Raw genomic sequence first — 26,162 nt, forward strand, 5'->3', positions numbered from 1 at the left:
AGCGGGTCAGCCCGACGGCCGCCGCGGCCGCCCTGCTGGTGATCGCCGGGATCGGGATCAGCGCGCTGCCCCCGGGGCCGCCTCACCGCATCTCGCTCAGTGAGCCTTCGGGCTTAGCTGAAGGAGTCGCCGCAGGCGCAGGAGCCGGTGGCGTTCGGGTTGTCGATCGTGAAGCCCTGCTTCTCGATGGTGTCGACGAAGTCGACGGTGGCGCCGCCCAGGTACGGGGCGCTCATGCGGTCGGTGACGACCTTGACGCCGCCGAAGTCCTTCACCACGTCGCCGTCGAGCGAACGCTCGTCGAAGAACAGCTGGTAGCGCAGGCCGGAGCAGCCACCGGGCTGGACGGCGACGCGCAGCGCGAGGTCCTCGCGGCCTTCCTGCTCCAGCAGGGCCTTGACCTTGGCCGCGGCGGCATCGGTGAGGAGGATGCCACTCTCGACGGTGGTCTCGTCCTGGACGGTCATCTGCTTTCTCCCGGTCTTTGACGACGGTCTGCCGCCAGTGCCAACCAACGGCCGCCCGGTTTCATTTCCCGGACGGCGATGGATTTCTGCGGCCTGTTCGACGGCGGATCTTCCGTGGGCCGGGTGTGCACCCGTGTCCCCATGCGCTTCCCATGCTCGCACAACCCGGGGAGGACGGTCACCGCCCGCGTCATGGATCCGGGTGAACGGGCCCCGCGGGCGTCCGTCGGACGCCAGGATGGGCGACATGATCCTTCGCCAGGTCAGGGACACCGCAGCGGACGCGGAGGTCGTCTCGGAACTGTCCCTCGCCGCGTTCGGCGCGCCGTCCGACGACCCCGCGCGACGGTCGGCGCCGACGCCGCTGCAGTTGGCCCGGACCAGACACCTGGCGCGCACCGATCCCGGGGGCTGCTGGCTGGCGGTGAGCGGCGGGCAGGCGGTGGGGGTGGTGCTGTCGATGCGCCGCGAGGGCCTGTGGATGCCCTCGTTGTTCGCGGTCCGGCCGTCCGCCCAGGGCCGGGGGGTCGGGCGGCTGCTGTTCGAACGGGCGCTGGCCCACGCCGGGGGCTGCCTGCGCGGGATGGTCTGCGCCTCCGACTCCCCGGCGGCGGCCCGCCGCTACCGGTTGGCCGGGTTCACCCTGCACCCGGCGATGCGGCTGACCGGGCGGGTGGACCGGGAGGGGCTGATCGACCCGGGCGACATACCGGTGCACCCGGGCAACGCCACCCATCTGCACCTGCTGGACTCGGTGGACCGCCGGCTGCGCGGATCCGCGCACGGGCCGGACCACGAGCTGATGCTCGGGCACTTCGAGGAGCTGCTGGTCGCCGACGCGCTGGCCGGCAGCGGCTACTGCTACCGGGACGGCGGCGTGGTGCGGCTGCTGGCGGCGACCAGCAAGCGGATCGGCGCCCGGCTGCTGCGCGAGGCGCTGGCCCGGGTGCCGAACGGGGTCGAGGCACGGGTGGAGTACCTGACCGCCGAGCAGGAGTGGGCGCTGGACGTCGGGCTGGAGGTCGGGCTGACGCCGGCGACCAGCGGCTTCGTCGGGGTGCGCGGGATGCGGCCGCCGACCCCGTACCTGCCGAGCGGGGCGTTCCTGTAGCACGCGTACGGCCCCGGGCACGCGTACGGCCCCGACCGGGGAGCCGGTGGGGGCCGTACGACGGGAGCCTCGATCAGGCCATGGTGTCCAGGATCTCCTTGACCATCTCCATGGTCGTGCCCGGGTGCAGGAAGGCGAAGCGGGCGACGGTCTCGCCGTCCCAACCGGTCGGGGTGACGAAGCCGATCTGGTCCGCGAGCAGCTGCTGCGACCAACGGTAGTAGTCGTCGTTGGTCCACCCGGTGCGCTTGAAGCAGACGGCGGAGAGCTGCGGGTCGAACAGCAGCTCCAGGTGCTCGGTGTCGCGGATCAGCTCGGCGGTGTCCCGGGCCAGCTGGAGGCCGGTCTCGATGGCGTCGGTGTAGGCCTGGACGCCGTGGACGGCCAGCGAGAACCAGAGCGGCAGGCCGCGGGCGCGCCGGGTCAGGTGGTAGGCGTAGTCAGTGGGGTTCCACTCGTCGCCCTCGGTGTGCAGGACGTCCAGGTAGGAGGCGTCCTGGGTGTGCACGGCGCGGGCGAGCTGCGGGTTGCGGTAGATCAGCGCGGCGCAGTCGAAGGGGGCGAACAGCCACTTGTGCGGGTCGACCACGAAGGAGTCGGCGTGCTCGATGCCGTTGTAGCGCTCGCGCACCGAGGGGGCGAACAGGCCCGCGCCGCCGTAGGCGCCGTCCACGTGGAACCACAGGTCGCGCTCGCGGGCGACTTCGGCCAGGCCGGCCAGGTCGTCGACGATGCCCTCGTTGGTGGTGCCGGCGGTGCCGACGACGGCGATCACCGTCTCGGGGTTGGGGTCGGCGGCCAGGGCGGCGCGCAGCGCCTCGCCGGTGAACCGGCGGTTCACGGTCGGGACCTTGAAGGCCTCGACGCCGATGATGTTGAAGGTGTTCTTGACCGAGGAGTGCACCTGGTCGGCGACGGCTATTCGCAGCCGGGCCTCGGGACCGACGCCCAGACGACGGCGGGCGGTGTCGCGGGCGACCACCAGGGCGGAGAGGTTGCCGGCCGAGCCGCCGGAGACGAAGCAGCCGCCGGCCGAGGCGGGCAGCCCGGCCCGGTCGGCGATCAGGCGCAGCACCTGGTTCTCGGCCGCGATGGCGCCGGCCGCCTCCAGCCAGGAGATGCCCTGCAGGGAGGCGCAGGAGACGACCATGTCGAACAGCAGCGCGGCCTTGGTCGGGGCGCACGGGATGAAGGACAGGTAGCGGGGGCTGTCGGCGGAGATGACCGCGCGGGACAGCTCGTGGTCGTACAGCTTGAGCACGTCGGCCGGGTCGTTGCCGTCCTGGTTGAGCAGGCCGGCCAACTGGTTGCGCAGGTGCTCGCCGTCACCGGGGTGGTCGAGCGGGACGGGGTCGTACTGCAGCCGCTCCCGCATGTAGTCGAAAACCAGGTCGACCAGGTCGTTGTCGGGCCGGTGCATGCGGTCGGGTGCTGCGGACACTGCTGTCCCTCTCGGCTGTGGGTGTCGGGGGATCCGGTCCGCGGGGCGCCTCACCGCGGTGACCGGACGTGATCAGCGTAGGCAGCGGCGGCGCTTCGACGCGCGTCGGAACGCGGCTGGTCAGGCAGGTTTCGAGCGTCTTCGGCGGGGTCCGCGCAGGATTCCTGCGCAGCTGTCCCGCGGTCAGCCGATCAGCTGGGAGAGGACCACGGAGGAGCGGCTGCGCTGGACGCCGGGCTCGCGCCGGATGCGCTCGATGACGGCCTCCAGGTGGCGCATGTCGGCGGCCCGCAGGTGGACCAGGGCGTCCGGGTCGCCGGTGACCGTCCAGGCGGCGACCACCTCGGGGAACTGGCGCAGGCTGGCGAGGATCTCCTCGGGGGCGGTGCGCTCGCGGCAGTAGACCTCGACGAAGGCCTCGGTCTGCCAGCCGAGCACGGCCGGGTCGAGCACCACGGTGAAGCCCCGCACCACGCCGCGCGCCCGGAGCCGGTCGATCCGGCGGCGCACGGCGGTGGCGGAGAGGTTCACCTGGAGACCGATCTCGGCGTAGGAGGCGCGGCCGTCGCTGCCGAGGCGGGCGAGGAGCTGCCGGTCGGTCTCGTCCAGGTCGGCCCCGATCACCTCGTGCGCTCGGCTGCTGGTCATCGGTGCGGGGCTCCACGGGTCGTGCGGGGGCGAGGGGGCGTCCCGGCGGCGGCCGGTGCTTCCCCTGCCTCTGCCGAAACGGTTCGCCACCCATTCTGGCGGATGACCCGGACGAGTTCATCGCCGACGGATGGCCGGGAGGCGGCGGTCCGGCGGTCACTCGACCAGGAGGACGATCTTCCCCCTCGTGCGGCCCTCGGCGCTGAGGGCCTGGGCGGAGGCCGCCTGGGCCAGCGGGAAGGTGGAGGCGACGGTGACGGTCAGTCGGCCGTCGTCGGCGAGCGCGGCGAGCTCCGCCAGGCCCGCCGCGTCCGGGCGGACCCAGACGTACTGGCCGCCGAGCGCCTTGACCCCGAAGTCGGTGATCGAGGCGATCCGGCCCGGGTCGGCCACCAGGCCCGCGGAGACCTGGACGGCGCCGCGGCCGACCAGGTCCAGGGCCGCGTCCACGCCGTCCGGGGCGAGCGCCCGCACCCGCTCGGCCAGGCCCTCGCCGTACGTGACCGGCTCGGCGCCGAGGCCGCGCAGGTAGTCGTGGTTGCGCTCGCCCGCGGTGCCGATCACCCGGGCGCCGCGGGCCCGGGCGATCTGAACGGCCAGGTGGCCGACCCCGCCGGCCGCGGCGTGCACCAGTACGGTCTCCCCCGCCTCGAGCCGCACGGCCTTCAGGGCCTGCAGCGCGGTGAGTCCGGCCAGCGGCAGGCCGCCGGACTGCGCCCAGTCCAGCGCGGCGGGCCGGCGGGCCAGGGTGCGGACCGGTGCGGAGACCAGTTCGGCGTAGGTGCCGTGCTCGACGGCGTCCTTGCGGACGTAGCCGTACACCTCGTCGCCGGGGGCGAACTCCGTCACCCCACCGCCGACCGCGCGGACCACGCCCGCCACGTCCCAGCCCATGACCAGCGGGAAGTGGACGTCCAGCAGGCCGTCCAGGGCGCCGTCCCGGATCTTCCAGTCCACCGGGTTCACCCCGGCCGCCCGGACCTGCACCAGTACGGAGTCGGGCCCGATCTTCGGATCGGGCAGGTCGGTGTACTCGACCACCTCGGGGCCGCCGTAGCGGTTGATCACGATTGCTTTCATGGGCTCAGCCATACCCAGGGGCTTCGAAATATCGATTCGGCCACGGGCGGAAGCATCCGTTTCGCCGAGCGGTTCTCGTCACATCGACAGGATGGCCATCGTCAGTCTGACGCTAAGCGGTTAGAATAGATAGCGTCAGATAGACGAAAAGGCCCCACCGCTAGCTCGGCCGCACAGAAGGGCACCCGCCCGTGACCACCACCATCACCGAGACCTACGGCGTCGACCCCACTCCGACGCCGCTCGCTCTGCTGCTGCTCGGCCGGGAGGCCGACCCGAACAGCGAGCGCGGCGTCGAGTGCCCGGGTGACCTGCCCCCGGCCTCCGACCCCGACCTCGTCGAGCGCGCCAGGGCGGCCAAGGCCGCGCTCGGCGACCGCGTCTTCATCCTCGGCCACCACTACCAGCGCGACGAGGTCATCGAGTTCGCCGACGTCACCGGCGACTCCTTCAAGCTCGCCCGCGACGCCGCGGCCCGCCCGGAGGCCGAGTACATCGTCTTCTGCGGCGTGCACTTCATGGCCGAGTCCGCGGACATCCTCACCAGCGAGAAGCAGCAGGTCGTGCTGCCGGACCTGGCGGCCGGCTGTTCGATGGCCGACATGGCCACCGCCGAGCAGGTCGCCGAGTGCTGGGACGTGCTGACCGACGCCGGCATAGCCGACGTGACCGTCCCGGTCTCCTACATGAACTCCTCCGCCGACATCAAGGCCTTCACCGGCAAGCACGGCGGCACCATCTGCACCTCCTCCAACGCCCAGCGCGCCCTGGAGTGGGCCTTCGAGCAGGGCCAGAAGGTGCTCTTCCTGCCCGACCAGCACCTCGGCCGCAACACCGCGGTGCGGGACATGGGCTTCTCGCTGGACGACTGCGTCCTCTACAACCCGCACAAGCCGAACGGCGGCCTGACCGCCGAGCAGCTGCGGGACGCCAAGATGATCCTCTGGCGCGGCCACTGCTCGGTGCACGGCCGGTTCAGCCTGGACTCGGTGAACGACGTCCGCGAGCGGATCCCCGGCGTGACCGTCCTGGTGCACCCCGAGTGCAAGCACGAGGTCGTCACGGCCGCCGACATGGTGGGCTCGACCGAGTACATCATCAAGGCCCTGGACGCCGCCGAACCCGGCTCCAAGTGGGCCATCGGCACCGAGCTGAACCTGGTCCGCCGGCTGGCCAAGGCGCACCCGGACAAGGAGATCGTCTTCCTCGACCGCACGGTCTGCTTCTGCTCGACCATGAACCGGATCGACCTGCCGCACCTGGTCTGGGCGCTGGAGTCGCTGGTCGAGGGCCGGGTGCCGAACGTGATCACCGTCGACCCGGAGACCGAGAAGTACGCCAAGGCCGCGCTGGACCGGATGCTGGCCCTGCCGTAGTCCGGCCCCCGCGCGCACCGTCGCACGAGAAGGGCGGGTCCCCTCCGGTGGAGGGGACCCGCCCTTTCGTCTGGCAGCGGCCGCGGGGCCTAGTCGTACTCGGGGAACCCCGGGATCACGCCCTCGCCCTCGGAGAGCAGTAGGGCGCGGACCTCGTCGAGGGTCGCCTCAGCACTCGGCAGGATCAGCTCGGACGGCTCCAGCGAGTCGTCCGGCAGCCGGGTGCCGTACTGCTTCACGGCGTCCAGCAGCTTCCCGTAAGCCTGGCGGAAGTTCTCCTCGTCGCCCGACTCCACCGCGGTGAGCAGCTCGTCGTCGAGCTGGTTGAGCAGGTTCAGGTGGTCCTCGCCCACCTCGTACTGCCCCTCGCCCATGACCCTCATGATCATGCCGTGCGTCTCCTGGTCCTCGTGGGGGTCGAGCTCAGCTCACTTGTTGTAGTTGATGCGCGGGGTGTCCTGCGGGTGCGAGTCCTGCGGCTGCTGGGCCGGCTTGCCCTGCTCGATCGCGGCCGGACCGGCGGCGGGGCCACCGGACAGCTCGGCCTTCATCCGGGCGAGCTCCAGCTCGACGTCGGAACCGCCGGCCACCCGCTCCAGCTCGGCCTCGATGTCGTCCTTGCGGCCGAGACCACTGGCGTCGTCGAGCGCGCCGGAGGCCAGCAGCTCGTCGATCGCACCGGCCCGGGCCTGCATCTGCGCGGTCTTGTCCTCGGCCCGCTGGATCGCCAGGCCGACGTCGCCCATCTCCTCCGAGATGCCGGAGAAGGACTCGGCGATGCGGGTCTGCGCCTGCGCCGCGGTGTAGGTGGCCTTGATCGTCTCCTTCTTGGTGCGGAAGGCGTCGACCTTGGCCTGGAGGCGCTGGGAGGCGAGCGTGAGCTTCTCCTCCTCGGCCTGCAGGGCCTGGTACTGCGTCTCCAGGTCGTTGATCTGGGACTGCATGTTGGCCTTGCGGGTCAGCGCCTCGCGCGCGAGGTCCTCACGGCCGAGGGACAGCGCCTTGCGGCCCTGGTCCTCGTACTTCGCGGACTGCTGCTGGAGCTGGGTCAGCTGGAGTTCCAGGCGCTTGCGCGAGGTCGCGACGTCCGCGACACCACGCCGTACCTTCTGCAGCAGTTCGAGCTGCTTCTGGTAGGAGTAGTCGAGCGTTTCACGGGGATCCTCCGCCCGGTCCAAGGCCTTGTTCGCCTTGGAGCGGAAGATCAGCCCCATACGCTTCATGATTCCGTCGCTCATGGGCCTCGGGTGCCCCCTTCTCCGGCCTGCGGTCTTGATCTCGTTACCAGACACGACGAGTGTATGTGCAGCGAGCCCGTCGCCGCAGTGCACCTGCCTGCAACAAGACTGCTACAGCGACCAGGGGCGGTTCCTCCTCCCCGGGGTGGATCCGCCTCTCATCCTCCCCATACTCCATCCGACTGATCCCCTACGGGAAGGGCCCGGGACACCCCGGTCGGAACGCGACCGGCCGGATCGATATGCGTTTGGGTCCGAGGGGACCCGTGGTCGCGGCTCCGCACCCCGTACGCTGGGGGTGTGTTCCGACGCCGTTCAGATGATGCCGCCGCCTCCGCCACCGTGCTGGAGAAGCAGGACGAGACGCCCCAGGCCCGCCACCCGCAGGCCAAGAAGGGCCGCCCCACCCCCAAGCGCAGCGAGGCCGAGGCCAACCGGCGTACCCGGGTCACGGTGCCCAAGGACCGCAAGGAGGCCTCCCGCCAGGCCCGCGACCGGATGCGGGTCGAGCGCGAGAAGCAGCGCCAGGCGCTGATCGACGGCGACGAGCGCCACCTGCCGGCCCGCGACAAGGGCCCGGTGCGCAGGTTCGCCCGCGACTACGTGGACTCCCGCTGGTCGCTCGCCGAGTTCTTCCTGCCGGCCGCCGTGGTCATCCTGGTGCTGAGCATCATCAAGGTGCCCACCCTGCAGCTGCTGTCGACGCTGCTGTTCCTGCTGTTCTTCGTCCTGGTGTTCCTGGACTTCGTGCGCCTCGGCTTCGGCCTGCGCAAGCAGCTGGGCGAGCGCTTCGCCGGGCAGAACACCCGCGGCGTGGTCGCGTACGGCATCATGCGCACCCTGCAAATGCGCCGGCTGCGCCTGCCCAAGCCGCAGGTGCGGCGCGGGGAGAAGCCCTGACCGCCGAACCGGTGGACTCCGGCTGGGCCCCGCCGTCCTGGGAGGGGCCCGGCCTCTACGCCCTGCCCGGGCAGGGCGGCACGCTTCCCGGACAGAGCGACGGCGGCCATGACCGGCTCGGCCAGGAGCGCCGGCTGCCCTCCCGCAGCGGCTCCTTCGCCGGCGGCACCGGCGCCTGGCTGGACCGGCTCGGCGGACTGCGCAACTTCGTCCGGCAGGAGCTCGTCTCCCGGCAGCTCGCCGAACAGCTGGCCGGCCGCACCGCGCAGCGCGTCCTCGACATCGGCTGCGGGCAGGGCACCCAGGCCCTGCGACTGGCCCGGGCCGGCCACTACGTCACCGGGATCGACTCCGACCCGGTCGCGCTCGGCGTCGCCCAGGGGGCCCTCGCCGAGGAACCGCCCGAGGTGCGCGGCCGGCTGCAGCTGCTCAGCGGCGACGGCCACCAGTGCGGGCGCTGGTTCGGCCCGCGCAGCTTCGACGTGGTGCTCTGCCACGGCGTCCTGATGTACCTGCCCGACCCGGACCCGATGATCGCCTCGCTGGCCCGGCTGCTGGCACCCGGCGGACTGCTCTCACTGCTGGTCCGCAACCGGGACGCGCTCGCGCTGCGGCCCGCCGCCGCCGGGGACTGGCGGGCCGCCCTGCACGCCTTCGAGAGCGACCGGTACTACAACCGGCTCGGGCTGGCCGCCCGCGCCGACCGGCTCGCCGACCTGTCCGTCACCCTCTCCGAGGTGTCGGTGCCGCTGCGGCACTGGTACGGCGTCCGGGTCTTCACCGACAACGCGCCCGACGACGCCGCCCCGCCGGTGGACGGGCGGCAGCTGGCCCAGCTGCTCGAGGCCGAGGACCGGGCCGGCCGCACCGATCCGTACCGGCAGGTCGCGGCGCTGCTGCACGTGATCGGGGCGAAGTAGCAGCTACTCGCCCGCTCGCCTCCGGGGTGAAGGGGCGGGGGCTCAGGCCTCGTGCAGGCTCATCGCGTAGACCTTGTTGCCGTCCTCCAGCAGGACCGCGGTGTCCACGCCCTCCTCGGCGAGCTGCTTCCAGGTCTCCCCGATCCAGGTCTCGGCGTCGCCCTGACCGGCGAACTCCTCCTGGCCGAGGCTCGACGTCACCGCGCTGCCGTCCGCCTTCTCGTACCGCCACGTCCAGACCATGCCCGGCTCCTCCCGCTGACGCTGCTGCCTGTGTGCTGTGCGTGCTGCTGTGTGTGGTGCGCACCATAGCCTGCCCGGCCCGATCTTCCGTATGCCTGTCCGGCAGGATGGGCGCCATGGCGACCCACCCCCCGCTCCCCCGCACGCTGCTGCTCGGCGGCGCGCGCTCCGGCAAGTCCACCCGCGCCGAGCGACTGCTCGCCGACCGGGCCGACGTCCTGTACGTGGCCACCGGCGGCACCCGGGACGGCGACGCCGAGTGGGCCCAGCGGATCGCGCTGCACCGGGACCGCCGGCCGGCGAGCTGGCGCACCGTCGAGACCTGCGAGCTGGAGGCCGTACTGGCCGACACCGGTGACCCGGCGCCGGTGCTGATCGACTGCCTGGCGCTGTGGCTGACCGCCGTGATGGACGAGTGCGGCGCCTGGGACGACGACGCGTGGGCGAACCGGGCCGAGGCGGCTGTGCAGCGCCGCTGCCAGGCGCTGGCCGCGGCCTGGGCGGCCACCTCGCGGACGGTCGTCGCGGTGAGCAACGAGGTCGGCATGGGTGTGGTCCCGGCGACCGCCGCCGGACGGCGCTTCCGCGACACCCTGGGCCGGCTCAACATGGCCGTGGCGGACGCCTCGGAACGGGTGCTACTGGTCGTCGCAGGACAGGTTCTGACGGTCAAGCCCAGCCCGCACACCTGCGGCGTGTAGCCTTCCGAACGATGGACACGACCGTGGATCTCGATACGTTCTCCTCGCTCGTCGAGCGCCCCGACGACAGTGCCCGGCGGGCCGCCGAGGAGCGCTGGCAGGAAGCCGGGCGGCCGCGCGGCGGCCTCGGCAAGCTGGAGGAGCTGGGCAGCTGGCTGTCGTCCGTACAGGGGCGCTCCCCGGTGCGGCCGGTCTCGGCGCCCAAGGTGCTGCTGTTCGCCGCCGACCACGGCGTGGCCGCGCTCGGGGTCTCCCGGCTGCCCGCCCAGGGCGGCACCGCGGCCCGGGTGCGGGCGGTGCTCGACGGCACCGCGCCGGTCGCCCGGCTGGCCGCGCGCTACGGCGCGGAACTGCGGGTGGTCGACGTCGCGGTGGACGCCGATCCCGCGGAATTCCCGGACGAGGTGGTCGCCCACCGGATCCGGCGCGGCTCCGGCCGGATCGACGTCGAGGACGCGCTCAGCCCGGAGGAGACCGTACGGGCCTTCCGGGCCGGCATGGCCGTGGCCGACGAGGAAGCCGACTCCGGCACCGACCTGGTACTGCTCGGCGACCTCGGGGTCGGCTCCACCACGGTGGCCGCCGTCCTGGTCGGCGCGCTGTGCGGGACGGACGCGGCCGCGGTCTGCGGGCGCGGCTCGGGGATCGACGACCGGGTGTGGATGGTCAAGTGCGCCACCATCCGGGACTCGCTGCGGCGGGCCCGGCCGGTGCTCGGCGACCAGCTGGCGCTGCTCGGCGCCACCGGCGGGGCGGACTTCGCCGCCATCACCGGGTTCCTGCTGCAGGCCGCCGTCCGACGGCTGCCGGTGGTGCTGGACGGCGTGGTCTCCTCGGCCTGCGCGCTGGTCGCGCAGCGGATCGCCTTCCGGGCGCCGGAGTGGTGGCGGGCCGGGCAGTCCAGCGGCGAGCCGGCCCAGGCGAAGGCGTACGACCGGCTGACCCTGACGCCGATGCAGGACCAGGGGATCACCATGGGCGAGGGCGTCGGGGCGGTGCTCGCGCTGCCGCTGCTCCAGGCGGCGGGCGACGCGCTCGCGGAGGAGGCGGCGCAGCCGTTCGTGCCGTCGGCGCCGAAGGAGCAGCCGAAGCTGCCTTCGGCGGCGGATCTGCTGCGGAGGCTGTAGCGGGGGCGGGGAATCGGACGGTCCGGCAACTGAGCGGTGGCGGTTGAGCTTCCGGGCCGTGGCCTTCGCTTCGCGCGGATCCGCACGCCCGACGGGACGAGCACCTGCAACTGAGCGGCGGCGATCGAGCTTCCGGCCCGCGGCCTTCCGCCCCGCGCAGTTCCCCGCGCCCCTTTCGGGGCGCGGGGATTCTGCTTGTTTGGAGGGGTGGGGTTCGGGGTTGGTGCCGGGGCGCCGGGATTCTGCTTGTTGGTTCTGGTCGTGTGGTGTGGTGGAGGAGTGGAGCGATGGCCGGCGGTGGTGGGCGGGTGACGTGGGGGGAGGGGCTGCGGTTCGCGTTCGGGACGCTGTCGGTGCTGCGGGTGCGGGTGGAGCGGTGGGACCGGGCGGCGGGGGGCCGGGCGATGACGGCGGCTCCCGTGGTGGGGGTGGTGCTGGGCGGGATCGCGGCCGGGGTGGGGGCGCTGGTGGCCTGGCGGGCAGGTGGGCTGCTCGGGGCGGTGGCGGCGGTGGCGGTGCCGGCCGCGCTGACCAGGGGGCTGCACCTGGACGGTCTGGCGGACGTCGCCGACGGGCTGGGCAGCGGCAAGCCGGCCGAGGACGCGCTGCGGATCATGAAGCAGTCCGACATCGGGCCGTTCGGCGTCCTGACGCTGGTCCTGGTGCTGCTGGCGCAGGTCGCCGCGCTGGCCGGGCAGTTCGGGCACTCGGTGTCGCGCGGCGCGCTCGCGGTGCTCGCCTCGGCGGTGGCCGCCCGGTGCGCGCTGGGCTGGGGCTGTCTGCGGTCGGTGCCGGCCGCGCGGCCGGGCGGGCTCGGGGCGATGGTGGCGGGCACCGTCTCCCCCGCCGGGGCCGTCGCCGGGACGGCCCTCACGGCGCTCGCCCTGGCTGCGTGCGGGTCGTTCGACGGATGGTCAGCCCTGCGTCTGCCGCTGGCGGTTGGGTTCGGCGTGGGTTGCGCCCGGCTGCTGCTCGGGCGGTGCGTCCGCAGGTTCGGCGGGATCACCGGGGACGTGCTCGGCGCGATGGCGGAGACCGCCGCGACCGGGACGCTGTTCGCCTTGGCGTTGCTCGGCTGACGCCGGGCGGCGCGTGATCCCACCATGCGGACTACCATGCGTGAAGCACCGCAGCCCTGCACCGTGGCAGGTCCTGCCCGCCCGGCGCGCACCGAGGAGCCGGGGCCTCTGGTGTGTGCGGCCGCTGTCGGCGGACGCGCGCGCCAGGGGGCCCGGAACCGCAGGGCCCGCCGGCGGACGGCCTGCGACGGCGGGCTGCGCCGGTGCGGCAGTCACGCCGCGACCGGCCGTGGACCGCGAAAGAACAGGACGCATTACGTGACTGCATTGTCTGTGAGCACCTCCTCCGCCGCCTCGCTGCGCGCGGACGCCCTGGTGGTCGGTGTCGCGAAGGGCCCCAAGGGCATTGTGCTGGCCCCCGGCGCCGAGGCCGTGAACGAGGCGTTCGAGGGCAAGCTGGCCGAGGTCCTCGGCACCCTGGGCGCGACCGGCGCCGAGGGCGAGACCGTCAAGGTGGCCTCCCCCGCCGGCCTGAAGGCCGCGCTCGTGCTCGCGGTCGGCCTCGGCGAGGCGGCCGAGGACGGCTACGGGCTGGAGGCGCTGCGCCGCGCCGCCGGTGTCGCCGGCCGCACCCTGGCCGGCGTCAAGAAGGCCGCGCTGGCCCTGCCGGCCGAGTCCGCGGAGGAGGTCGAGGCGGTCGCGCTGGGCGGCCTGCTCGGCTCGTACGCCTTCGGCACCTACAAGGCCAACGGCAACGGCAAGGAGCCGGTCGGCGAGCTGGTCGTGCTGACCGCCCGCAAGGGCAGCAAGGACGCCAAGGCCGCCGTGGAGCGAGCCACCGCGATCGGCGAGGAGATGAACCGCGCCCGCGACCTGGTCAACACCGCGCCGAACGACCTGAACCCGAAGAGCTTCGCCGCGATCGCCCAGGCGGCCGGCAAGGAGCACGGCCTGAAGGTCGAGGTGCTGGACGAGAAGGCGCTGGCCAAGGGCGGCTTCGGCGGCCTGCTGGGCGTCGGCAACGGCTCGGCCAACCCGCCGCGGCTGGTGAAGGTGGCCTACACCCACCCGAAGGCGAAGGCCTCGCTGGCCTTCGTCGGCAAGGGCATCACCTACGACTCGGGCGGCATCTCGCTGAAGCCGGCCGGCCACAACGAAACCATGAAGTGCGACATGGCCGGCGCCGCCGCCGTGTTCGCCGCCGTGGTGGCCGCCAAGCGTCTGGGCCTGGCCGTCAACGTGACCGCCTGGCTGGCGCTGGCCGAGAACATGCCGTCCGGCTCCGCCACCCGCCCGGGCGACGTGCTGCGCATGTACGGCGGCAAGACCGTCGAGGTGCTGAACACCGACGCCGAGGGCCGTCTGGTGCTGGCCGATGCGATCGTGAAGGCCGGCGAGGACAACCCGGACGTCATCGTCGACGTGGCGACCCTGACCGGCGCCATGGTGCTGGCCCTGGGCACCCGCACCTTCGGTGTGATGGCCAACAACGACGAGCTGCGCGACAACCTGCACGCCCTCGCGGGCGAGGTCGGCGAGCAGTCCTGGCCGCTGCCGCTGCCGGCCGAGCTCAAGAAGGGCATGACCGACTCGACCATCGCCGACCTCGCCAACATGGGCGAGCGGATGGGCGGCGGTCTGGTGGCCGGCCTGTTCCTGCAGGAGTTCGTGGCCGAGGGCATCGACTGGGCGCACCTGGACATCGCCGGCCCGGCGTTCCACGAGAGCGCGCCGTTCGGCTACACCCCGAAGGGCGGCACCGCGAGCGCGGTGCGGACCCTGGTCCGCTTCGCGGAGCAGACCGCGGCCAACGGCAAGGCCTGACCCGGGCCCGCTCCTCGCGGACCTCAGCCTCCACGGGGGCCCGGCGCGTGTGCGCCGGGCCCCCGTCGGCGTCCGCCGCGGGTTACCTGTGAGTAGGCGGGGGAACCGCATCGCACCTCTGTTCGCCACGGGCGAAACTTTGTTCCGCACTGCGGAAGAGGCGGCGCCAAACCGCGCGGAAGACGCCCGTCCGGCGGCTGCCAACAGGGCCTTGAGCTGCGATGATGCCCTTCCGTCGGGGGTGTTCCCGCCCCGGTGACCACTCCGTGGGACGCCCCTGGGGCGGACCCGGACATCAGCCACCGCGAACAAGTGCGAAGATGTATTTCCGGCACGACTGGGCGCCCCACAAAGGCTTCCGACCCACCGGACCGCGACCGGCCCGGCGACCCACCCCATTGCATGGAGGACGTGACGTGGCGAACGACGCCAGCACCGTTTTCGACGTAGTCATTCTCGGAGGCGGAAGCGGCGGTTACGCCGCGGCGCTCCGCGCCGCTCAGCTGGGTCTGAGCGTTGCCCTGGTCGAGAAGGGTGAGCTGGGCGGCACCTGCCTGCACCGCGGCTGCATCCCGACCAAGGCACTGCTGCACGCCGCCGAGATCGCGGACGAGACGAAGGAGGCCGCCGAGTTCGGCGTTCTGGCCACCTTCCAGGGCATCGACATCAATGGCGTCCACAAGTACAAGGACGACGTCATCGCCGGCCTGTACAAGGGTCTGCAGGGCCTGGTGGCGTCCCGCAAGGTCACCTTCATCCAGGGCGAGGGCAAGCTCTCCTCGCAGACCTCGGTGGACGTGAACGGCCAGCGCATCGAAGGCCGGCACATCGTCCTGGCCACCGGTTCCGTCCCGCGCTCGATCCCGGGCCTGGAGATCGACGGCAACCGCGTGATCTCCTCGGACCACGCCCTCAAGCTCGACCGGATCCCGAAGTCGGCCGTCATCCTGGGCGGCGGCGTCATCGGCGTCGAGTTCGCCTCGGTCTGGAAGTCCTTCGGCGTCGAGGTCACCATCGTCGAGGCGCTGCCGCACCTCGTCCCGCTGGAGGACGAGAACTCCTCCAAGCTGCTGGAGCGCGCCTTCCGCAAGCGCGGCATCAAGTTCGAGCTGAAGGCCCGCTTCTCGGGCGTCGAGTACACCGAGACCGGTGTCCGCGTCTCCACCGAGAACGGCAAGCAGATCGACGCCGACCTGCTGCTCGTCGCCATCGGCCGCGGCCCGGTCTCGGCCGGCCTCGGCTACGAGGAGAACGGCGTCGCGATGGACCGCGGCTACGTCCTGGTCGACGAGTACATGCGCACCAACGTGCCCACCATCTCCGCCGTCGGCGACCTCGCCCCGACCCTGCAGCTCGCCCACGTCGGCTTCGCCGAGGGCATCCTGGTCGCCGAGCGCCTGGCCGGCCTCAAGCCGATGCCGATCGACTACGACGGCGTCCCGCGCGTGACCTACTCCAACCCCGAGGTCGCCTCCGTCGGCATCTCCGAGGCCAAGGCCGTCGAGCTGTACGGCAAGGAGAAGGTCGTCACCCTGAAGTACAACCTGGCCGGCAACGGCAAGAGCAAGATCCTGAAGACCGCCGGCGAGATCAAGCTCGTCCAGGTCAAGGACGGCGCCGTGGTCGGCGTCCACATGGTCGGCGCCCGCATGGGCGAGCAGGTCGGCGAAGCCCAGCTGATCTACAACTGGGAGGCCCTGCCGGCCGAGGTCGCGCAGCTCATCCACGCGCACCCGACCCAGTCCGAGGCCTTGGGCGAGGCGCACCTGGCGCTGGCCGGCAAGCCGCTGCACGCGCACGACTGATCGCGCCCACCACCCACCGTTTCCAGTACTTCCCGTACGCAAGACTTGATAGGAGTCGCTGAAACCATGGCGGTCTCAGTAACACTGCCCGCGCTGGGCGAGAGCGTTTCCGAGGGCACTGTCACCCGTTGGCTGAAGGCCGAGGGTGAGCGCGTCGAGGTCGACGAGCCGCTGCTCGAGGTGTCGACCGACAAGGTCGACACCGAGATCCCGGCCCCGGCTTCCGGCATCCTCACCTCGATCAAGGTCGCCGAGGACGAGACCGTCGAGGTCGGCGCCGAGCTGGCGGTCATCGATGACGGCTCCGGCGCCCCGGCCGCTGCCGCCGCCCCGGCTGCCGAGGCCGCTCCGGCCGCCGAGGCTCCGGCTGCTGCTCCGGCTCCGGCCGCCGAGGCTCCGGCTGCTCCGGCTGCCGCCCCGGCCGCCGCTCCGGCTGCTCCCGCCGGTGACGCCACCCCGGTGCTGCTGCCCGCGCTGGGCGAGAGCGTTTCCGAGGGCACCGTCACCCGCTGGCTGAAGGCCGAGGGTGAGACGGTCGAGGTCGACGAGCCGCTGCTCGAGGTCTCCACCGACAAGGTCGACACCGAGATCCCGTCGCCGGTCGCCGGCGTCGTCGTGAAGATCCTGGTCGGCGAGGACGAGACCGCCGAGGTCGGCGCCCAGCTCGCGCTGATCGGCGCCCCGGGTGCCGCCGCTGCCGCTCCGGCTCCGGCCGCTGCTCCGGCCCCGGCCGCCGCCCCGGCTGCCCCGGCCCCGGCCGCCGCCCCGGCTGCTCCGGCCCCGGCCGCTGCCCCGGCTCCGGCCCCGGCCGCCCCGGCTCCGGTTGCCGCTGCTCCGGCTCCGGCTCCGGTTGCCGCCCCCGCCCCCGTCGCCGCCCCGGCCGCTCCGGCCGCCCCGGTGGCCGACAGCGGTGAGGCCTACGTCACCCCGCTGGTGCGCAAGCTCGCTGCCGAGCACGGTGTCGAGCTGTCCTCCGTCGCCGGTACCGGCGTCGGCGGCCGCATCCGCAAGCAGGACGTCATCGCCGCCGCGGAGGCCGCCAAGGCCGCTCCGGCCCCGGCCGCCGCTGCCGCCCCGGCCGCTGCGCCGAAGGCCGCCGCCGCGCCGTCCGCCCTGCGTGGCCAGACGGTCAAGATGACCCGCATGCGCAAGGTCATCGGCGACAACATGATGAAGGCCCTGCACGAGCAGGCACAGCTGACGAGCGTGGTCGAGGTGGACGTCACCAAGATCATGTCGCTGCGCGCCAAGGCCAAGGACGGCTTCCTCGCCCGCGAGGGCGTCAAGCTCTCCCCGATGCCGTTCTTCGTCAAGGCCGCCGCCCAGGCGCTGAAGGTCCACGCGGTCATCAACGCGCGGATCAACGAGGCCGAGGGCACCATCACCTACTTCGACTCCGAGAACATCGGCATCGCGGTGGACTCCGAGAAGGGTCTGATGACCCCGGTCATCAAGGGTGCGGGCGACCTCAACATCGCCGGCATCTCGAAGAAGACCGCCGAGCTGGCCGCCAAGGTCCGCGACAGCAAGATCACCCCGGACGAGCTGTCCGGCGCCACCTTCACCATCAGCAACACCGGCTCGCGCGGTGCGCTGTTCGACACCGTGATCGTGCCGCCGAACCAGGCCGCCATCCTGGGCATCGGCGCCACCGTCAAGCGCCCGGTGGTCATCGAGGCCGACGGCGGCACCGCCATCGGCATCCGTGACATGACCTACCTGTCGCTCTCCTACGACCACCGCCTGGTGGACGGCGCCGACGCCGCCCGCTACCTGGTCGCGGTCAAGGAGATCCTGGAGGCCGGCGAGTTCGAGGTCGAGCTCGGCCTGTGAGGCATCTCGGCTGAACGCAGTCGTGCGGAGCCCCGCGTCGTCCCCGGACGGCGCGGGGCTCCCGCCGTTCGCGGGGGTGCGTTCTCCGCCGGGTCGTGGCATGCGTGGAGGCGGCGGAACAGGGATGCTGGAGCGGTGATGGACGAGACCGACTTCTGGCAGATCATCGACGAGACCTGGGAGGCCGCCGCCGGCGATCCCGACGAACAGGCGGAACGGCTGGTGGAGCGCCTCCTCCAGCTGACCCCGGACGATGTGATCGACTTCGCCCGGCTGTTCGAGGCCCGGTTCCAGCGCGCCTACCGCCACGACCTGTGGGGTGCGGCCCACCTGCTGCTGGACGGCGCCTCCGAGGAGACCTTCGACTACTTCCGCTACTGGCTGATCGGCCAGGGCCGGGAGGTCTTCGAGGGCGGGCTCGCCGAGCCGGACGACCTGGCGGACCTGCTGCCCGAGTTCGACGAGGAGGAGGACGGCGAGGCCGAGGACCTCGGCTACGCCGCCGACGAGGCGTACGAGCAGCTGACCGGCCTGCCGCTGCCGGACGTGGGCGGGCGGCAGGCGGGGCAGCCGTCCGGGACACCGCTGGACTTCGACGACCCGGACGTCATGGCGAAACGCTTTCCCAAGCTCTGGGAGCGCTACGGGGACCAGTAGCGCTTCCCGGCCGTCAGGTGCTGCTGCCGGAGGAGCTGTCCTGCTTGATGCCCTTGAGGATCTGGTCCAGCACCGAGGCGTCCGGCGCGGCCGGATCGTCGTCCACGCCGCCCTCGAAGACCACGTAGCCGCCGCCCTTGGCCGGGACGGCGGCCAGCAGCACGTAGCCCCGGGTGCCGTCCGAGGTGCTGACGTGCCAGCGGGTGGCGTAGCCGAGCACGCCGGCGACGCTGACGTAGCCGGAGCCGGAGTCGGTGTGGGAGGTGATCCCGCTGAAGATCGTCCCGGCGTAGCCCGGCATCGCGGCGTCGGCGGCGCCCTTGGGGGTGCTGCCCTGGACGGTGTCCTTCTCGATCGAGAACTGGCCGCGGATGCAGGAGTTGCCGTCGGCGCAGGTGTAGCGGCCGCTGCCGAGGTAGACCGTGGAGTGCGCGGAGTTGGTCGCCGCCTCCCAGCCGTCGAACACCGGGACGGTGATCGCGTGCTGCGGGTCGGGGACGGTGCTCTTCGGGGACGGGACGGGCTTGGGGGCCGGGACGGTCGGGGTGGTCCGGGTCGGGGTGGGGCTCGGCGCGGGGCTGTCGGTCTGGGTGACGGTGACCGTGGGGTTCGGGGTGGGGCCCGCCTTCGGGTCCCCGCCGTTGCTGAACACCAGCCCGGCTATCAGCCCGCCGACCGCCAGCACGGCGACCGCGATGCCGATGATCACACCGGGCCTGGTCCCTCCGCCGCCGGTCGGCGGCGGGTAGCCGTAGGCCGCGCCCGGGTAGGCCTCCTGGCCGGGGTACGGCGACCGGCCCGGGTACCCTGCCTGGCCGGGGTGGCCGTAGCCGGGTGGCTGGGCCGCGTCCTGGACCGGGTAGCCGTAGCCCGCCGCGGGTGAGCCGCTCTGCGCCGGGTAGCCGTAGCCGGGGCGGGGCTGCGCGGTGGTGGGCTGCCAGGTCTGGGTCGGGGCGTCGGCGACCTGCGCGGCGCCGCCCTGGAGCGGCCGGACCTCGCTGGTCCAGGCGTTGCCGTCCCACCAGCGCTCGTGACCGGGCGCGCCGTCCGCACCGGGGACCGGGTACCACCCGGGAGGCGTCGAGTTGCTCACGGGCGTACGGTACCCGGCGGTGTGCCGCTCCAGACAGGGCAGGTACGTCACGACTCTGCAGCACCTGTTCTGACGCCGCGTCAGCCGTTTCGGTGCGGGTTCAGCCGCCGAGTCGGCGGGCCATCCAGACGTCGTCCACGTAGCGGCCGTCGATCAGGAACTCCTCGGCCAGCACGCCCTCGACCGCGAAGCCGCAGCTCTCGTACAACCGGCGGGCCGGGGCGTTCCAACCGAGCACCCGGAGGGTCATCTTGCGGGCGCCCCCGGCCCGGGCCGCCGCGCAGGCCGCCTCGACCAGCCGGCGGCCGATGCCCCGGCCGCGCACCGCGTCGTCGACGGCCAGGCCCTGGATCTGCCGGACGTGCCGGTTGGCGGCCAGCGGGTCGCCGGAACCTGGCGGACGTAGCCGACGATCCGGCGGTCCAGCAGGGCGAGCAGGTACTGGTCGGGGGTGTGCCGCTCGTCGAAGACCGAGTCCTCGGCGGGCGGCTCCGGGGCGACGTCGGAGAGGGTGGACCAGGAGGCGCGGTCGAGCGCGGCGAGGCCGGGCTCGTCCTCGGGGCGGCCGGGCGGATGGTCAGATCGTCATCACTGGTCATGTCGCGTGATGCCAATGGGGCGCGTGCGAAAGGTGACAGGTGACAAGTACTGCGAGGATGGCCGCATGCGCATCGCTGTCACTGGCTCCACGGGATTGATCGGTTCGGCGCTCGTCCGCTCCCTGCTGGCGGACGGCCACCAGGTGGTCCGGCTGGTCCGGCACCGTTCCAGGACGGGGCCGCAGCCCGACGGCAGTACCGCGATCGGCTGGAACCCGCTGCTCGGCGAGGTCGACCGGGACGGGCTCGCCGGGGTCGAGGCGGTGGTGCACCTGGCCGGCGCCGGGGTCGGCGACCGCCGCTGGACCGACGCCTACAAGCGGGAGATCCGGGAGAGCCGGGTGTACGGCACCGAGACGCTGGCGGTGGCGCTGGCGGCGCTCGAGGAGCCGCCGCGGGTACTGGTCAGCGCCTCCGCGGTCGGCTGGTACGGGCAGACCGGCGACCGGGTGATCGACGAGGACTCCCCCGCCGGGGACGACTTCCTGGCCGAGGTGTGCCTGGAGTGGGAGGCGGCCGCGCGGCCGGCCGAGCGGGCCGGGATCCGGGTCGTCCACCCGCGCACCGGGATGGTGCTCTCCGCCGCGGGCGGCGCGGGCGGACGGCTGTTCCCGCTGTTCAAGCTGGGCCTGGGCGGCCGGCTCGGCAGCGGACGGCAGTACTGGAGCTACATCTCGCTGGCCGACGAGGTGGCCGCGCTGCGCTTCCTGATCGACCGGGACGACCTCTCCGGCGCCTTCAACCTCACCGCCCCGCAGCCGGCCACCAACGCGGAGCTGACCGCGGCGCTCGGCCGGGCGCTGCGGCGGCCGACGCCGTTCCCGGTGCCGGAGGCCGTGCTCAAGCTGGTGCTCGGGGAACTGGCGGTCGAGGTGGTCGGCAGCCACCGGGTGGTGCCGCGGCGACTGCTGGACGCGGGCTTCCGGTTCGCGCACCCGGATCTGGACTCGGCGGTGCGGGCGGCGCTGTGAGGCGCCCGCACGCGGGGTGGTGAGGCGTCCGCGCGTGGCGTGTTGACGCGTCGTCCTTCGTAGTCCCGCTACGGCATTCGCCCTGGCCGGGGGCATATGCCCGGCGGGGTCGGGCAGGGCTCCGGGAGGGGGCGCACGGGAGCACACGGCGGGCGCGTCGCACGCCCCCGGTGACCGTGCGCGCCCGTCGACCCGGCAACCCGGCCACCACGGCGCACTGTCCGTGACCGCGCCCCCGCCCGGTGCCGCACAACCCCTGCCGCCCCCCGCATCCGGTCCACGGCGCTTGTCTGATGGTCATACTGACTGGGCATCACCTTCCTCGGACCGTGTCCCGGCACCCCGCTGCCTGCGTCGGCCGGAGCCCCGGGACCAGGGAGGGAGCACACCCGTGCCCACGTACGACTTCACCCGCCGCGCCCGCCGACCGTCCGACCCGGACGTCGTCGTGGTCGGCGCCGGACTCGCGGGCCTGGCCGCCGCCCGCGCACTCACCGGCCACGGCCTCACCGTTCAGGTCCTGGAGACCACCGACCGGATCGGCGGCCGCATGGCCACCCGCGAGGTGGACGGCTTCCGCCTCGACGACGGCAGCCACCTGCTGAACACCGCCTTCCCCGAGCTGCGCCGGGCGCTCGACCTCGACCGCCTGGACCTGCGCCCGCTCGCGCCCGGCGTACTCGTGCACAGCGCCGGCCGCCGTTACCGCGCCGGGGACCCGCAGCTCACCGCCGCGCGGCAGGCCGCGCTCCGGGCCCCGCTCGGCAGCCCGCTGGACAAGGCCCGCCTCGGCAGCTGGCTCGGCCGGATCGCCACCACCCCGGCCGGCCGGCTGCAGGCCCGCCCGGAGACCACCACCGCCCGGGCGCTCGGCGGCCACGGCCTCGCCCCGCGCAGCATCGACGGCTTCCTGCGCCCGCTGCTCAGCGCCCTGCTCAGCGATCCGGCCCTCGGCACCAGCAGCCGGGTCGCCGACCTGGTGCTACGTTCGTACGCCCGCGGCCGGCTCTGTCTGCCCGCCGACGGGATCGCGGCCGTGCCGGCCCAACTGGCCGCCGCGCTGCCCGCCGGCACCGTGCGGACCGGGGTGCAGGTCACCTCGATCGGAGCCGACGGCGTGGAGACCCTCGCCCACGGGCGGATCGGCGCCCAGGCCGTGGTGGTCGCCACCGACGCCCGCTCCGCCGCCGAGCTGCTGCCCGGGCTGCGGCTGCCGGACTTCCACCCCGTCACCACCTTCTTCCACGCAGCCGACCGCGCCCCGCTGAACGAGGCCGTGCTGCTGCTCGACGCCGACCGGCCGAACGGGCACCCGCCGCTGGTCTCGCACTCGCTGGTGCTCAGCGGGCTGCACCCGTCCTACGCCCCGGCCGGGCAGGCACTGGTCGCCACCACGGTGCTCGGCCGGCGCTCCTTCGACGCGGGCGGCCCGGCCGGGCTGGAACCGGCCGTCCGGGCCCGGCTCGGCGAGCTGTACGGCACCTCGACGGCGGACTGGCAGTTCCTCAGCGTGCGGCACGTCCCGGACGCGCTGCCCGCGATGCCGCCGCCGCACAACCTGCGCCGCCCGGTGCGACTGCTGGCCGGGCTGTACGTCGCCGGGGACCACCGGGACACCAGCACCGTGCAGGGCGCGCTGGTCTCCGGGCGGCGGGCGGCGCGGGCGGTGCTGGGCGACCTGGGGCTGCCGGCCGGCACGCGGGAGGCGGAGGCGGCGGCCTGAGCGCCGCGGGGTGGGACCGAACGTCGGCCTGCAGGGGTCGTGCGGACCCCGCCGGCACGCGAGCGGTCCGCCGGGGTGGCGGACCGACGGCGTGCCGGGACGGCCGGGGCCCGGGCCGGGAGCGGTGAGCTCCCGGCCCGGTCACCCTCGAGGGGGTGGGGCCGCGGTCGGATCACTCCGGGTTCGGATCACTCCGCGGTCAGATCACTCCCGCCTGGCGGGCCGTCTCCTCGAAGGCGCGGGCGACCTGGCTGCCCCGGTACGGCGTGAGGCGGCGGTGGAAGTCCCGGACGTACTCCAGCGAGCGGGCCGAGCGCATCTCCCCCGCCGCCCGCAGCGCGTCGGTGGCCATGGTGCAGGCCTCGTCGAGGTCCCCCATGCCGAGTCGGGCAGTGGCCAGCACCAGCCGGCAGAAGATCCGGCTGCGCGCGTAGGCGGGCGAGCGCAGCCGCAGCGACTTCTCGGCGTGCTGCGCGCAGGTGCGCCACTGCTGGAGGTCGCGGTAGCAGTGGGCGAACTCGTCGGAGAGCTGGGCCTCGTCGAAGTACCGGGCCCAGGAGGGAAGTTCGTCGCCCGTCCGGGAGGCCGCGAGCGAGCGCTCGGCCCGTACCAGCGCGGTGGTGCAGGAGCGGACGTCGCCGAGCAGGCCGTGGCCGCGCGCCTCGGCGGCGTGCATCAGCGACTGGACCACCGGCGGGACGGCGGTGCCGACGCCCTGCTGGGCGACCCGGGCGAGCTGGACGGCCTCCCGGCCGTGGCCCAGGTGGACGGCCTGCTGGCTCATCGTCACCAGGACGTAGCCGCCGAGCGCGCGGTCCCCGGCGGCCTGGGAGAGGCGCAGCGCCTGGACGAAGTAGCGTTGGGCGAGGCCGTGCGCGGCGATGTCGAAGGACGTCCAGCCGGCCAGCCTGGTCAGGTCGGCGACGGCGCCGAACAGGGCCCGGCCGATCTGCTCGCCGTAGCGGCCGCGCAGCATCGGCTCGGCCTCGCTCTCCAGGTAGCGGACCAGCGCCTGGCGGGCGTGGCCGCCGCCGTAGGCGTGGTCGAGCGCACGGAAGAGGTCGCCGACGGCGCGGATGGCGGCGATGTCGCCGCGGCCGACCCGCAGGGTGGGGCGGGCCTCGCGGGTCTGGTCGGTGTACGGCGGCTCGACTGCCACCGGCGGACGGCGGCTCTGGATGGGCACCCGGCCGATGGGGGCGGCCGTGCCGGTGGTTCCGGTGGTTCCGGCGGTGCTGCGGGCTCCGGGGGCTCCTGGGGCTCCTGGGGCTCCGGCGGGCTGGGTGCGCGCCGGGCTCAGGACGGGTGCGCCGGGCGCGCCCGGGGCGCCCGGCGCCGGTGCAGCGGGGGTGGCACCGGGCGGACCGGCGGCGTCCGGGCGGGCCAGGGTGGACCCGTCCCGGGCGACCCGCTCGTCGGTGCGGCCGATCAGCCAGTCCCGGCTGGGGACGACCAGGCCGGCCGGGGTGAAGGCGATCCGGCGCAGCTCGGACTGCGGGCCGTTGTCCTTGCGCCACATGCTCGCCACGATGTCCACCGCCTCCTGCGGGGTCTCGGCGAACTCCAGGCCCGCGTAGACCGGGGCGCAGGCGTCCAGGCCGAGGTCCTGGGCGGTGAGGCGGCGGCCGAGGCGGCGGGTGAAGACCTCGGCGATCAGTGCCGGGGTGGCGCCGCGGGGCTGCTGGCCGCGCAGCCAGCGGGTGACCGAGGTCTTGTCGTAGCGCAGGTCGAGGCCGTGCTCCAGGCCGAGCTGGTCGACCCGGCGGGCCAGGCCGGCGTGCGAGAAGCCGGCCTCCTCGATCAGGGCGGCGAGCTGGCTGTTCTGCGGGGTCGCGCCGGAGTGCCCGGTGTGGCCGGTGTGGCTGCCCTGGCCGCTGGTGGTCGCGGGGGCGGCGGTGGCTTCGTGCCGGGCGGGTGCGGTCTGCGCGGGCAGCCGCAGTTCCTCGGCGGTCGGGGCGTCGGCGGTCAGCGTGTCAGCGGTCAGCGTGTCGGCGGTCAGGGCGTCGGGCGCGTCCGGGAGGGCCCGGCCGACCGCGCCTCGGCGCTGGCCGAGCGGGTCGAGCGGTCCGTACGCCGGGCTGTCGGTTGCAGGCCGTTGGGGCATGTCAGTCAACACCTCTCGGACGTCGCACCGGGCTCCACCAGCACTTCGGTTCGGCTGGGGCGGCGCCCCCTGTCGGGAATCGGCGTGAATGTAGCGAGCATTCGGGCGCTATGGGTGGATCTGACCGAGCAATCCTCCGAACGGGTGAAGCAACCGCGCCCATTGTGGGGAAGCGAGGCCAGGATGGGTTTGGCCTTCCGGGGTCGAACCGGCGATCGAAGCTCGTAGTGGTTGCCGCCATGGCCGACGGGCCTGCTGTGTCGGTCCGCCACATGGGAGCCGAGCCGCCGGATTCCTACCGTTCTCGGCCATGGACACCTCTACTGCCCGCCCGCTCGACGGCCGCACGGCCCTGGTCACCGGGGCCGCCTCGGGCATCGGGCGGGCCTGCGCCGAAGCCTTCGCCGGGGCCGGCGCCCGGGTCTACGTCGTCGACCTCGCGGCCGGTCCGGCCCGGGAGCTCGCGGACCGGCTCGGCGGGCGCGCGATCGTCGCGGACCTCGCCGACCCCGAGGCCGTGGACGCCCTGCCGGCCGACGCCGACATCGTGGTCAACAACGCCGGCCTCCAACACGTCGCGCCCGTGCACGAGTTCCCCGTCGAGCGCTTCACCCTGATCCAACGCGTCATGGTCGAGGCCCCGTTCCGCATCCTGCGCCGCACGCTCCCCCACATGTACGAGCGGCAGTGGGGCCGGATCGTCAACGTCTCCTCCGTCCACGGCCTGCGCGCCAGCGCCTTCAAGTCCGCGTACGTCACCGCCAAGCACGCCCTGGAGGGCCTCAGCAAGACCATCGCCCTGGAGGGCGCGCCCCACGGTGTCACCAGCAACTGCCTCAACCCCGGGTACGTCCGAACTCCCCTGGTGGAGAAGCAGATCGCCGCCCAGGCGCTGGCCCACGGCATCCCCGAGGACCAGGTCGTCGAGCGGATCATGCTCGACCGCACCGCCGTCAAGCGCCTCATCGAACCCACCGAGGTCGCCCAACTCGCCCTCTGGCTCTGCTCACCGCCCGCCGCCTACGTCACCGGCGTCAGCCTCCCCATCGACGGAGGGTGGACGGCGCACTGAGCTCCCTCTACTTCTTGGGGACACGCGATCTCAAAAACAAAAGACAAATAGAAGATCGAGTGCACTGCCCCCGTCCAGCGAGGAGAGGCGGCGCAGTACAGCCCGAGGAAAACAGGGAGATCCAAGCGCGAATCGGGTCCGGGCCTGCGCGGGGAGCCACCCGGATCACGGCCCCGGTTAGAGTCGACCACATGGAGAGCTTGCGGATGA

22 protein-coding genes and 2 pseudogenes are annotated in these 26,162 nt (G+C 73.4%); 14 read left to right on the forward strand and 10 right to left on the reverse strand.

What is annotated here, in order from left to right:
• Positions 1-113: 113 nt before the first annotated feature.
• Positions 114-467: an iron-sulfur cluster insertion protein ErpA gene (erpA, locus tag ACWCYO_RS12900; RefSeq protein ID WP_030282750.1), complete on the reverse strand. Its 354-nt coding sequence runs from the start codon at positions 465-467 to the stop codon at positions 114-116.
• A 247-nt stretch (positions 468-714) separates the two neighbouring features.
• Here erpA and ACWCYO_RS12905 point away from each other — a divergent pair, with 247 nt between their 5' ends.
• Positions 715-1,578, forward strand: coding sequence for a GNAT family N-acetyltransferase (locus tag ACWCYO_RS12905; protein ID WP_270147408.1), 864 nt, complete (start codon positions 715-717; stop codon positions 1,576-1,578).
• A 73-nt stretch (positions 1,579-1,651) separates the two neighbouring features.
• Here ACWCYO_RS12905 and ACWCYO_RS12910 read toward each other — a convergent pair whose 3' ends face one another.
• The 3 genes from ACWCYO_RS12910 to ACWCYO_RS12920 form a co-directional block, all read right to left on the reverse strand.
• Positions 1,652-3,019 carry a pyridoxal phosphate-dependent decarboxylase family protein gene (locus tag ACWCYO_RS12910; protein WP_449784267.1) on the reverse strand — a complete coding sequence of 456 codons (1,368 nt, stop codon included), beginning with the start codon at positions 3,017-3,019 and terminating at the stop codon, positions 1,652-1,654.
• Between the two features lie 183 nt (positions 3,020-3,202).
• Positions 3,203-3,667, reverse strand: a complete 465-nt coding sequence (locus ACWCYO_RS12915) for an Lrp/AsnC family transcriptional regulator (RefSeq protein WP_270147404.1) — start codon at positions 3,665-3,667, stop codon at positions 3,203-3,205.
• A 156-nt stretch (positions 3,668-3,823) separates the two neighbouring features.
• The gene (locus ACWCYO_RS12920; protein WP_270147402.1) at positions 3,824-4,747 is read right to left on the reverse strand and encodes an NADP-dependent oxidoreductase; all 924 of its coding nucleotides are present in this window, start codon (positions 4,745-4,747) and stop codon (positions 3,824-3,826) included.
• A 191-nt stretch (positions 4,748-4,938) separates the two neighbouring features.
• Here ACWCYO_RS12920 and nadA point away from each other — a divergent pair, with 191 nt between their 5' ends.
• Positions 4,939-6,123: a quinolinate synthase NadA gene (gene nadA, locus ACWCYO_RS12925; RefSeq protein ID WP_449784268.1), complete on the forward strand. Its 1,185-nt coding sequence runs from the start codon at positions 4,939-4,941 to the stop codon at positions 6,121-6,123.
• 89 nt (positions 6,124-6,212) lie between these two features.
• Here the strand turns inward: nadA and pspAA are convergent, their stop codons facing one another.
• Together pspAA and ACWCYO_RS12935 are read right to left on the reverse strand one after the other, a co-directional pair.
• Positions 6,213-6,512 (reverse strand): PspA-associated protein PspAA, encoded by a 300-nt coding sequence (gene pspAA, locus ACWCYO_RS12930; RefSeq protein ID WP_270147398.1) that lies wholly within the window; start codon positions 6,510-6,512, stop codon positions 6,213-6,215.
• 39 nt (positions 6,513-6,551) lie between these two features.
• Entirely contained in the window at positions 6,552-7,346 is a 795-nt protein-coding gene (locus ACWCYO_RS12935) for a PspA/IM30 family protein (protein WP_405000715.1), read from the reverse strand.
• Positions 7,347-7,661: 315 nt separating this feature from the next.
• On the opposite strand from ACWCYO_RS12935, the gene ACWCYO_RS12940 reads away from it, so the two are divergent.
• Entirely contained in the window at positions 7,662-8,261 is a 600-nt protein-coding gene (locus tag ACWCYO_RS12940; RefSeq protein ID WP_270147396.1) for a DUF3043 domain-containing protein, read from the forward strand.
• A gap of 179 nt (positions 8,262-8,440) precedes the next feature.
• Positions 8,441-9,181 (forward strand): class I SAM-dependent methyltransferase, encoded by a 741-nt coding sequence (locus ACWCYO_RS12945; protein WP_270151292.1) that lies wholly within the window; start codon positions 8,441-8,443, stop codon positions 9,179-9,181.
• A gap of 42 nt (positions 9,182-9,223) precedes the next feature.
• Here ACWCYO_RS12945 and ACWCYO_RS12950 read toward each other — a convergent pair whose 3' ends face one another.
• A complete protein-coding gene (locus ACWCYO_RS12950) occupies positions 9,224-9,424 on the reverse strand; it encodes a hypothetical protein (protein WP_270147395.1) in 201 nt (66 codons plus the stop codon).
• Between the two features lie 107 nt (positions 9,425-9,531).
• Between ACWCYO_RS12950 and cobU the strand changes: the two are divergent.
• The 7 genes and pseudogenes from cobU to ACWCYO_RS12985 form a co-directional block, all read left to right on the forward strand.
• Positions 9,532-10,125: pseudogene (gene cobU / locus ACWCYO_RS12955) on the forward strand (bifunctional adenosylcobinamide kinase/adenosylcobinamide-phosphate guanylyltransferase); the annotation flags it as partial.
• An 11-nt stretch (positions 10,126-10,136) separates the two neighbouring features.
• Positions 10,137-11,252, forward strand: a complete 1,116-nt coding sequence (locus tag ACWCYO_RS12960; RefSeq protein ID WP_449784269.1) for a nicotinate-nucleotide--dimethylbenzimidazole phosphoribosyltransferase — start codon at positions 10,137-10,139, stop codon at positions 11,250-11,252.
• Positions 11,253-11,539: 287 nt separating this feature from the next.
• Positions 11,540-12,331: an adenosylcobinamide-GDP ribazoletransferase gene (locus ACWCYO_RS12965; protein ID WP_449784270.1), complete on the forward strand. Its 792-nt coding sequence runs from the start codon at positions 11,540-11,542 to the stop codon at positions 12,329-12,331.
• A 258-nt stretch (positions 12,332-12,589) separates the two neighbouring features.
• Positions 12,590-14,095, forward strand: a complete 1,506-nt coding sequence (locus ACWCYO_RS12970; RefSeq protein WP_449784271.1) for a leucyl aminopeptidase — start codon at positions 12,590-12,592, stop codon at positions 14,093-14,095.
• A gap of 416 nt (positions 14,096-14,511) precedes the next feature.
• Positions 14,512-15,900: a dihydrolipoyl dehydrogenase gene (gene lpdA / locus ACWCYO_RS12975; RefSeq protein WP_224284763.1), complete on the forward strand. Its 1,389-nt coding sequence runs from the start codon at positions 14,512-14,514 to the stop codon at positions 15,898-15,900.
• 66 nt (positions 15,901-15,966) lie between these two features.
• A complete protein-coding gene (gene sucB / locus ACWCYO_RS12980; protein ID WP_449784272.1) occupies positions 15,967-17,733 on the forward strand; it encodes a 2-oxoglutarate dehydrogenase, E2 component, dihydrolipoamide succinyltransferase in 1,767 nt (588 codons plus the stop codon).
• 138 nt (positions 17,734-17,871) lie between these two features.
• Entirely contained in the window at positions 17,872-18,390 is a 519-nt protein-coding gene (locus ACWCYO_RS12985; protein WP_270147389.1) for a DUF4240 domain-containing protein, read from the forward strand.
• A gap of 13 nt (positions 18,391-18,403) precedes the next feature.
• Here ACWCYO_RS12985 and ACWCYO_RS12990 read toward each other — a convergent pair whose 3' ends face one another.
• Positions 18,404-19,483, reverse strand: a complete 1,080-nt coding sequence (locus ACWCYO_RS12990) for a DUF2510 domain-containing protein (protein WP_270147388.1) — start codon at positions 19,481-19,483, stop codon at positions 18,404-18,406.
• Positions 19,484-19,583: 100 nt separating this feature from the next.
• Positions 19,584-20,044 (reverse strand): annotated as a pseudogene (locus ACWCYO_RS12995) (N-acetyltransferase family protein); the annotation flags it as partial.
• Between the two features lie 103 nt (positions 20,045-20,147).
• On the opposite strand from ACWCYO_RS12995, the gene ACWCYO_RS13000 reads away from it, so the two are divergent.
• Both ACWCYO_RS13000 and ACWCYO_RS13005 read left to right on the forward strand, forming a co-directional pair.
• Complete coding sequence (locus ACWCYO_RS13000) at positions 20,148-21,053, forward strand: TIGR01777 family oxidoreductase (RefSeq protein ID WP_270147386.1); 906 nt, start codon at positions 20,148-20,150, stop codon at positions 21,051-21,053.
• Between the two features lie 391 nt (positions 21,054-21,444).
• A complete protein-coding gene (locus ACWCYO_RS13005) occupies positions 21,445-22,776 on the forward strand; it encodes an NAD(P)/FAD-dependent oxidoreductase (RefSeq protein ID WP_270147384.1) in 1,332 nt (443 codons plus the stop codon).
• Between the two features lie 199 nt (positions 22,777-22,975).
• Here ACWCYO_RS13005 and ACWCYO_RS13010 read toward each other — a convergent pair whose 3' ends face one another.
• The gene (locus tag ACWCYO_RS13010) at positions 22,976-24,880 is read right to left on the reverse strand and encodes a regulator (RefSeq protein ID WP_449784273.1); all 1,905 of its coding nucleotides are present in this window, start codon (positions 24,878-24,880) and stop codon (positions 22,976-22,978) included.
• Positions 24,881-25,190: 310 nt separating this feature from the next.
• Here ACWCYO_RS13010 and ACWCYO_RS13015 point away from each other — a divergent pair, with 310 nt between their 5' ends.
• Positions 25,191-25,952: a 3-hydroxybutyrate dehydrogenase gene (locus tag ACWCYO_RS13015; RefSeq protein ID WP_449784274.1), complete on the forward strand. Its 762-nt coding sequence runs from the start codon at positions 25,191-25,193 to the stop codon at positions 25,950-25,952.
• Positions 25,953-26,162: the final 210 nt, after the last annotated feature.

This window comes from Kitasatospora sp. NPDC001683, from assembly GCF_053596495.1.

Excerpts from the sequence above, each read along its gene's own strand:
- ACWCYO_RS12950 (WP_270147395.1), bottom strand. The coding sequence starts at position 9,424 with ATGGTCTGGACGTGGCGGTACGAGAAGGCGGACGGCAGCGCGGTGACG.
- ACWCYO_RS12915 (WP_270147404.1), bottom strand. The coding sequence starts at position 3,667 with ATGACCAGCAGCCGAGCGCACGAGGTGATCGGGGCCGACCTGGACGAG.
- ACWCYO_RS12965 (WP_449784270.1), top strand. The coding sequence starts at position 11,540 with ATGGCCGGCGGTGGTGGGCGGGTGACGTGGGGGGAGGGGCTGCGGTTC.
- ACWCYO_RS13015 (WP_449784274.1), top strand. The coding sequence starts at position 25,191 with ATGGACACCTCTACTGCCCGCCCGCTCGACGGCCGCACGGCCCTGGTC.
- ACWCYO_RS13000 (WP_270147386.1), top strand. The coding sequence starts at position 20,148 with ATGCGCATCGCTGTCACTGGCTCCACGGGATTGATCGGTTCGGCGCTC.
- erpA (WP_030282750.1), bottom strand. The coding sequence starts at position 467 with ATGACCGTCCAGGACGAGACCACCGTCGAGAGTGGCATCCTCCTCACC.
- ACWCYO_RS12935 (WP_405000715.1), bottom strand. The coding sequence starts at position 7,346 with ATGAAGCGTATGGGGCTGATCTTCCGCTCCAAGGCGAACAAGGCCTTG.
- ACWCYO_RS12905 (WP_270147408.1), top strand. The coding sequence starts at position 715 with ATGATCCTTCGCCAGGTCAGGGACACCGCAGCGGACGCGGAGGTCGTC.
- pspAA (WP_270147398.1), bottom strand. The coding sequence starts at position 6,512 with ATGATCATGAGGGTCATGGGCGAGGGGCAGTACGAGGTGGGCGAGGAC.
- ACWCYO_RS12985 (WP_270147389.1), top strand. The coding sequence starts at position 17,872 with ATGGACGAGACCGACTTCTGGCAGATCATCGACGAGACCTGGGAGGCC.
- ACWCYO_RS12920 (WP_270147402.1), bottom strand. The coding sequence starts at position 4,747 with ATGAAAGCAATCGTGATCAACCGCTACGGCGGCCCCGAGGTGGTCGAG.
- ACWCYO_RS13010 (WP_449784273.1), bottom strand. The coding sequence starts at position 24,880 with ATGCCCCAACGGCCTGCAACCGACAGCCCGGCGTACGGACCGCTCGAC.
- ACWCYO_RS12960 (WP_449784269.1), top strand. The coding sequence starts at position 10,137 with ATGGACACGACCGTGGATCTCGATACGTTCTCCTCGCTCGTCGAGCGC.
- sucB (WP_449784272.1), top strand. The coding sequence starts at position 15,967 with ATGGCGGTCTCAGTAACACTGCCCGCGCTGGGCGAGAGCGTTTCCGAG.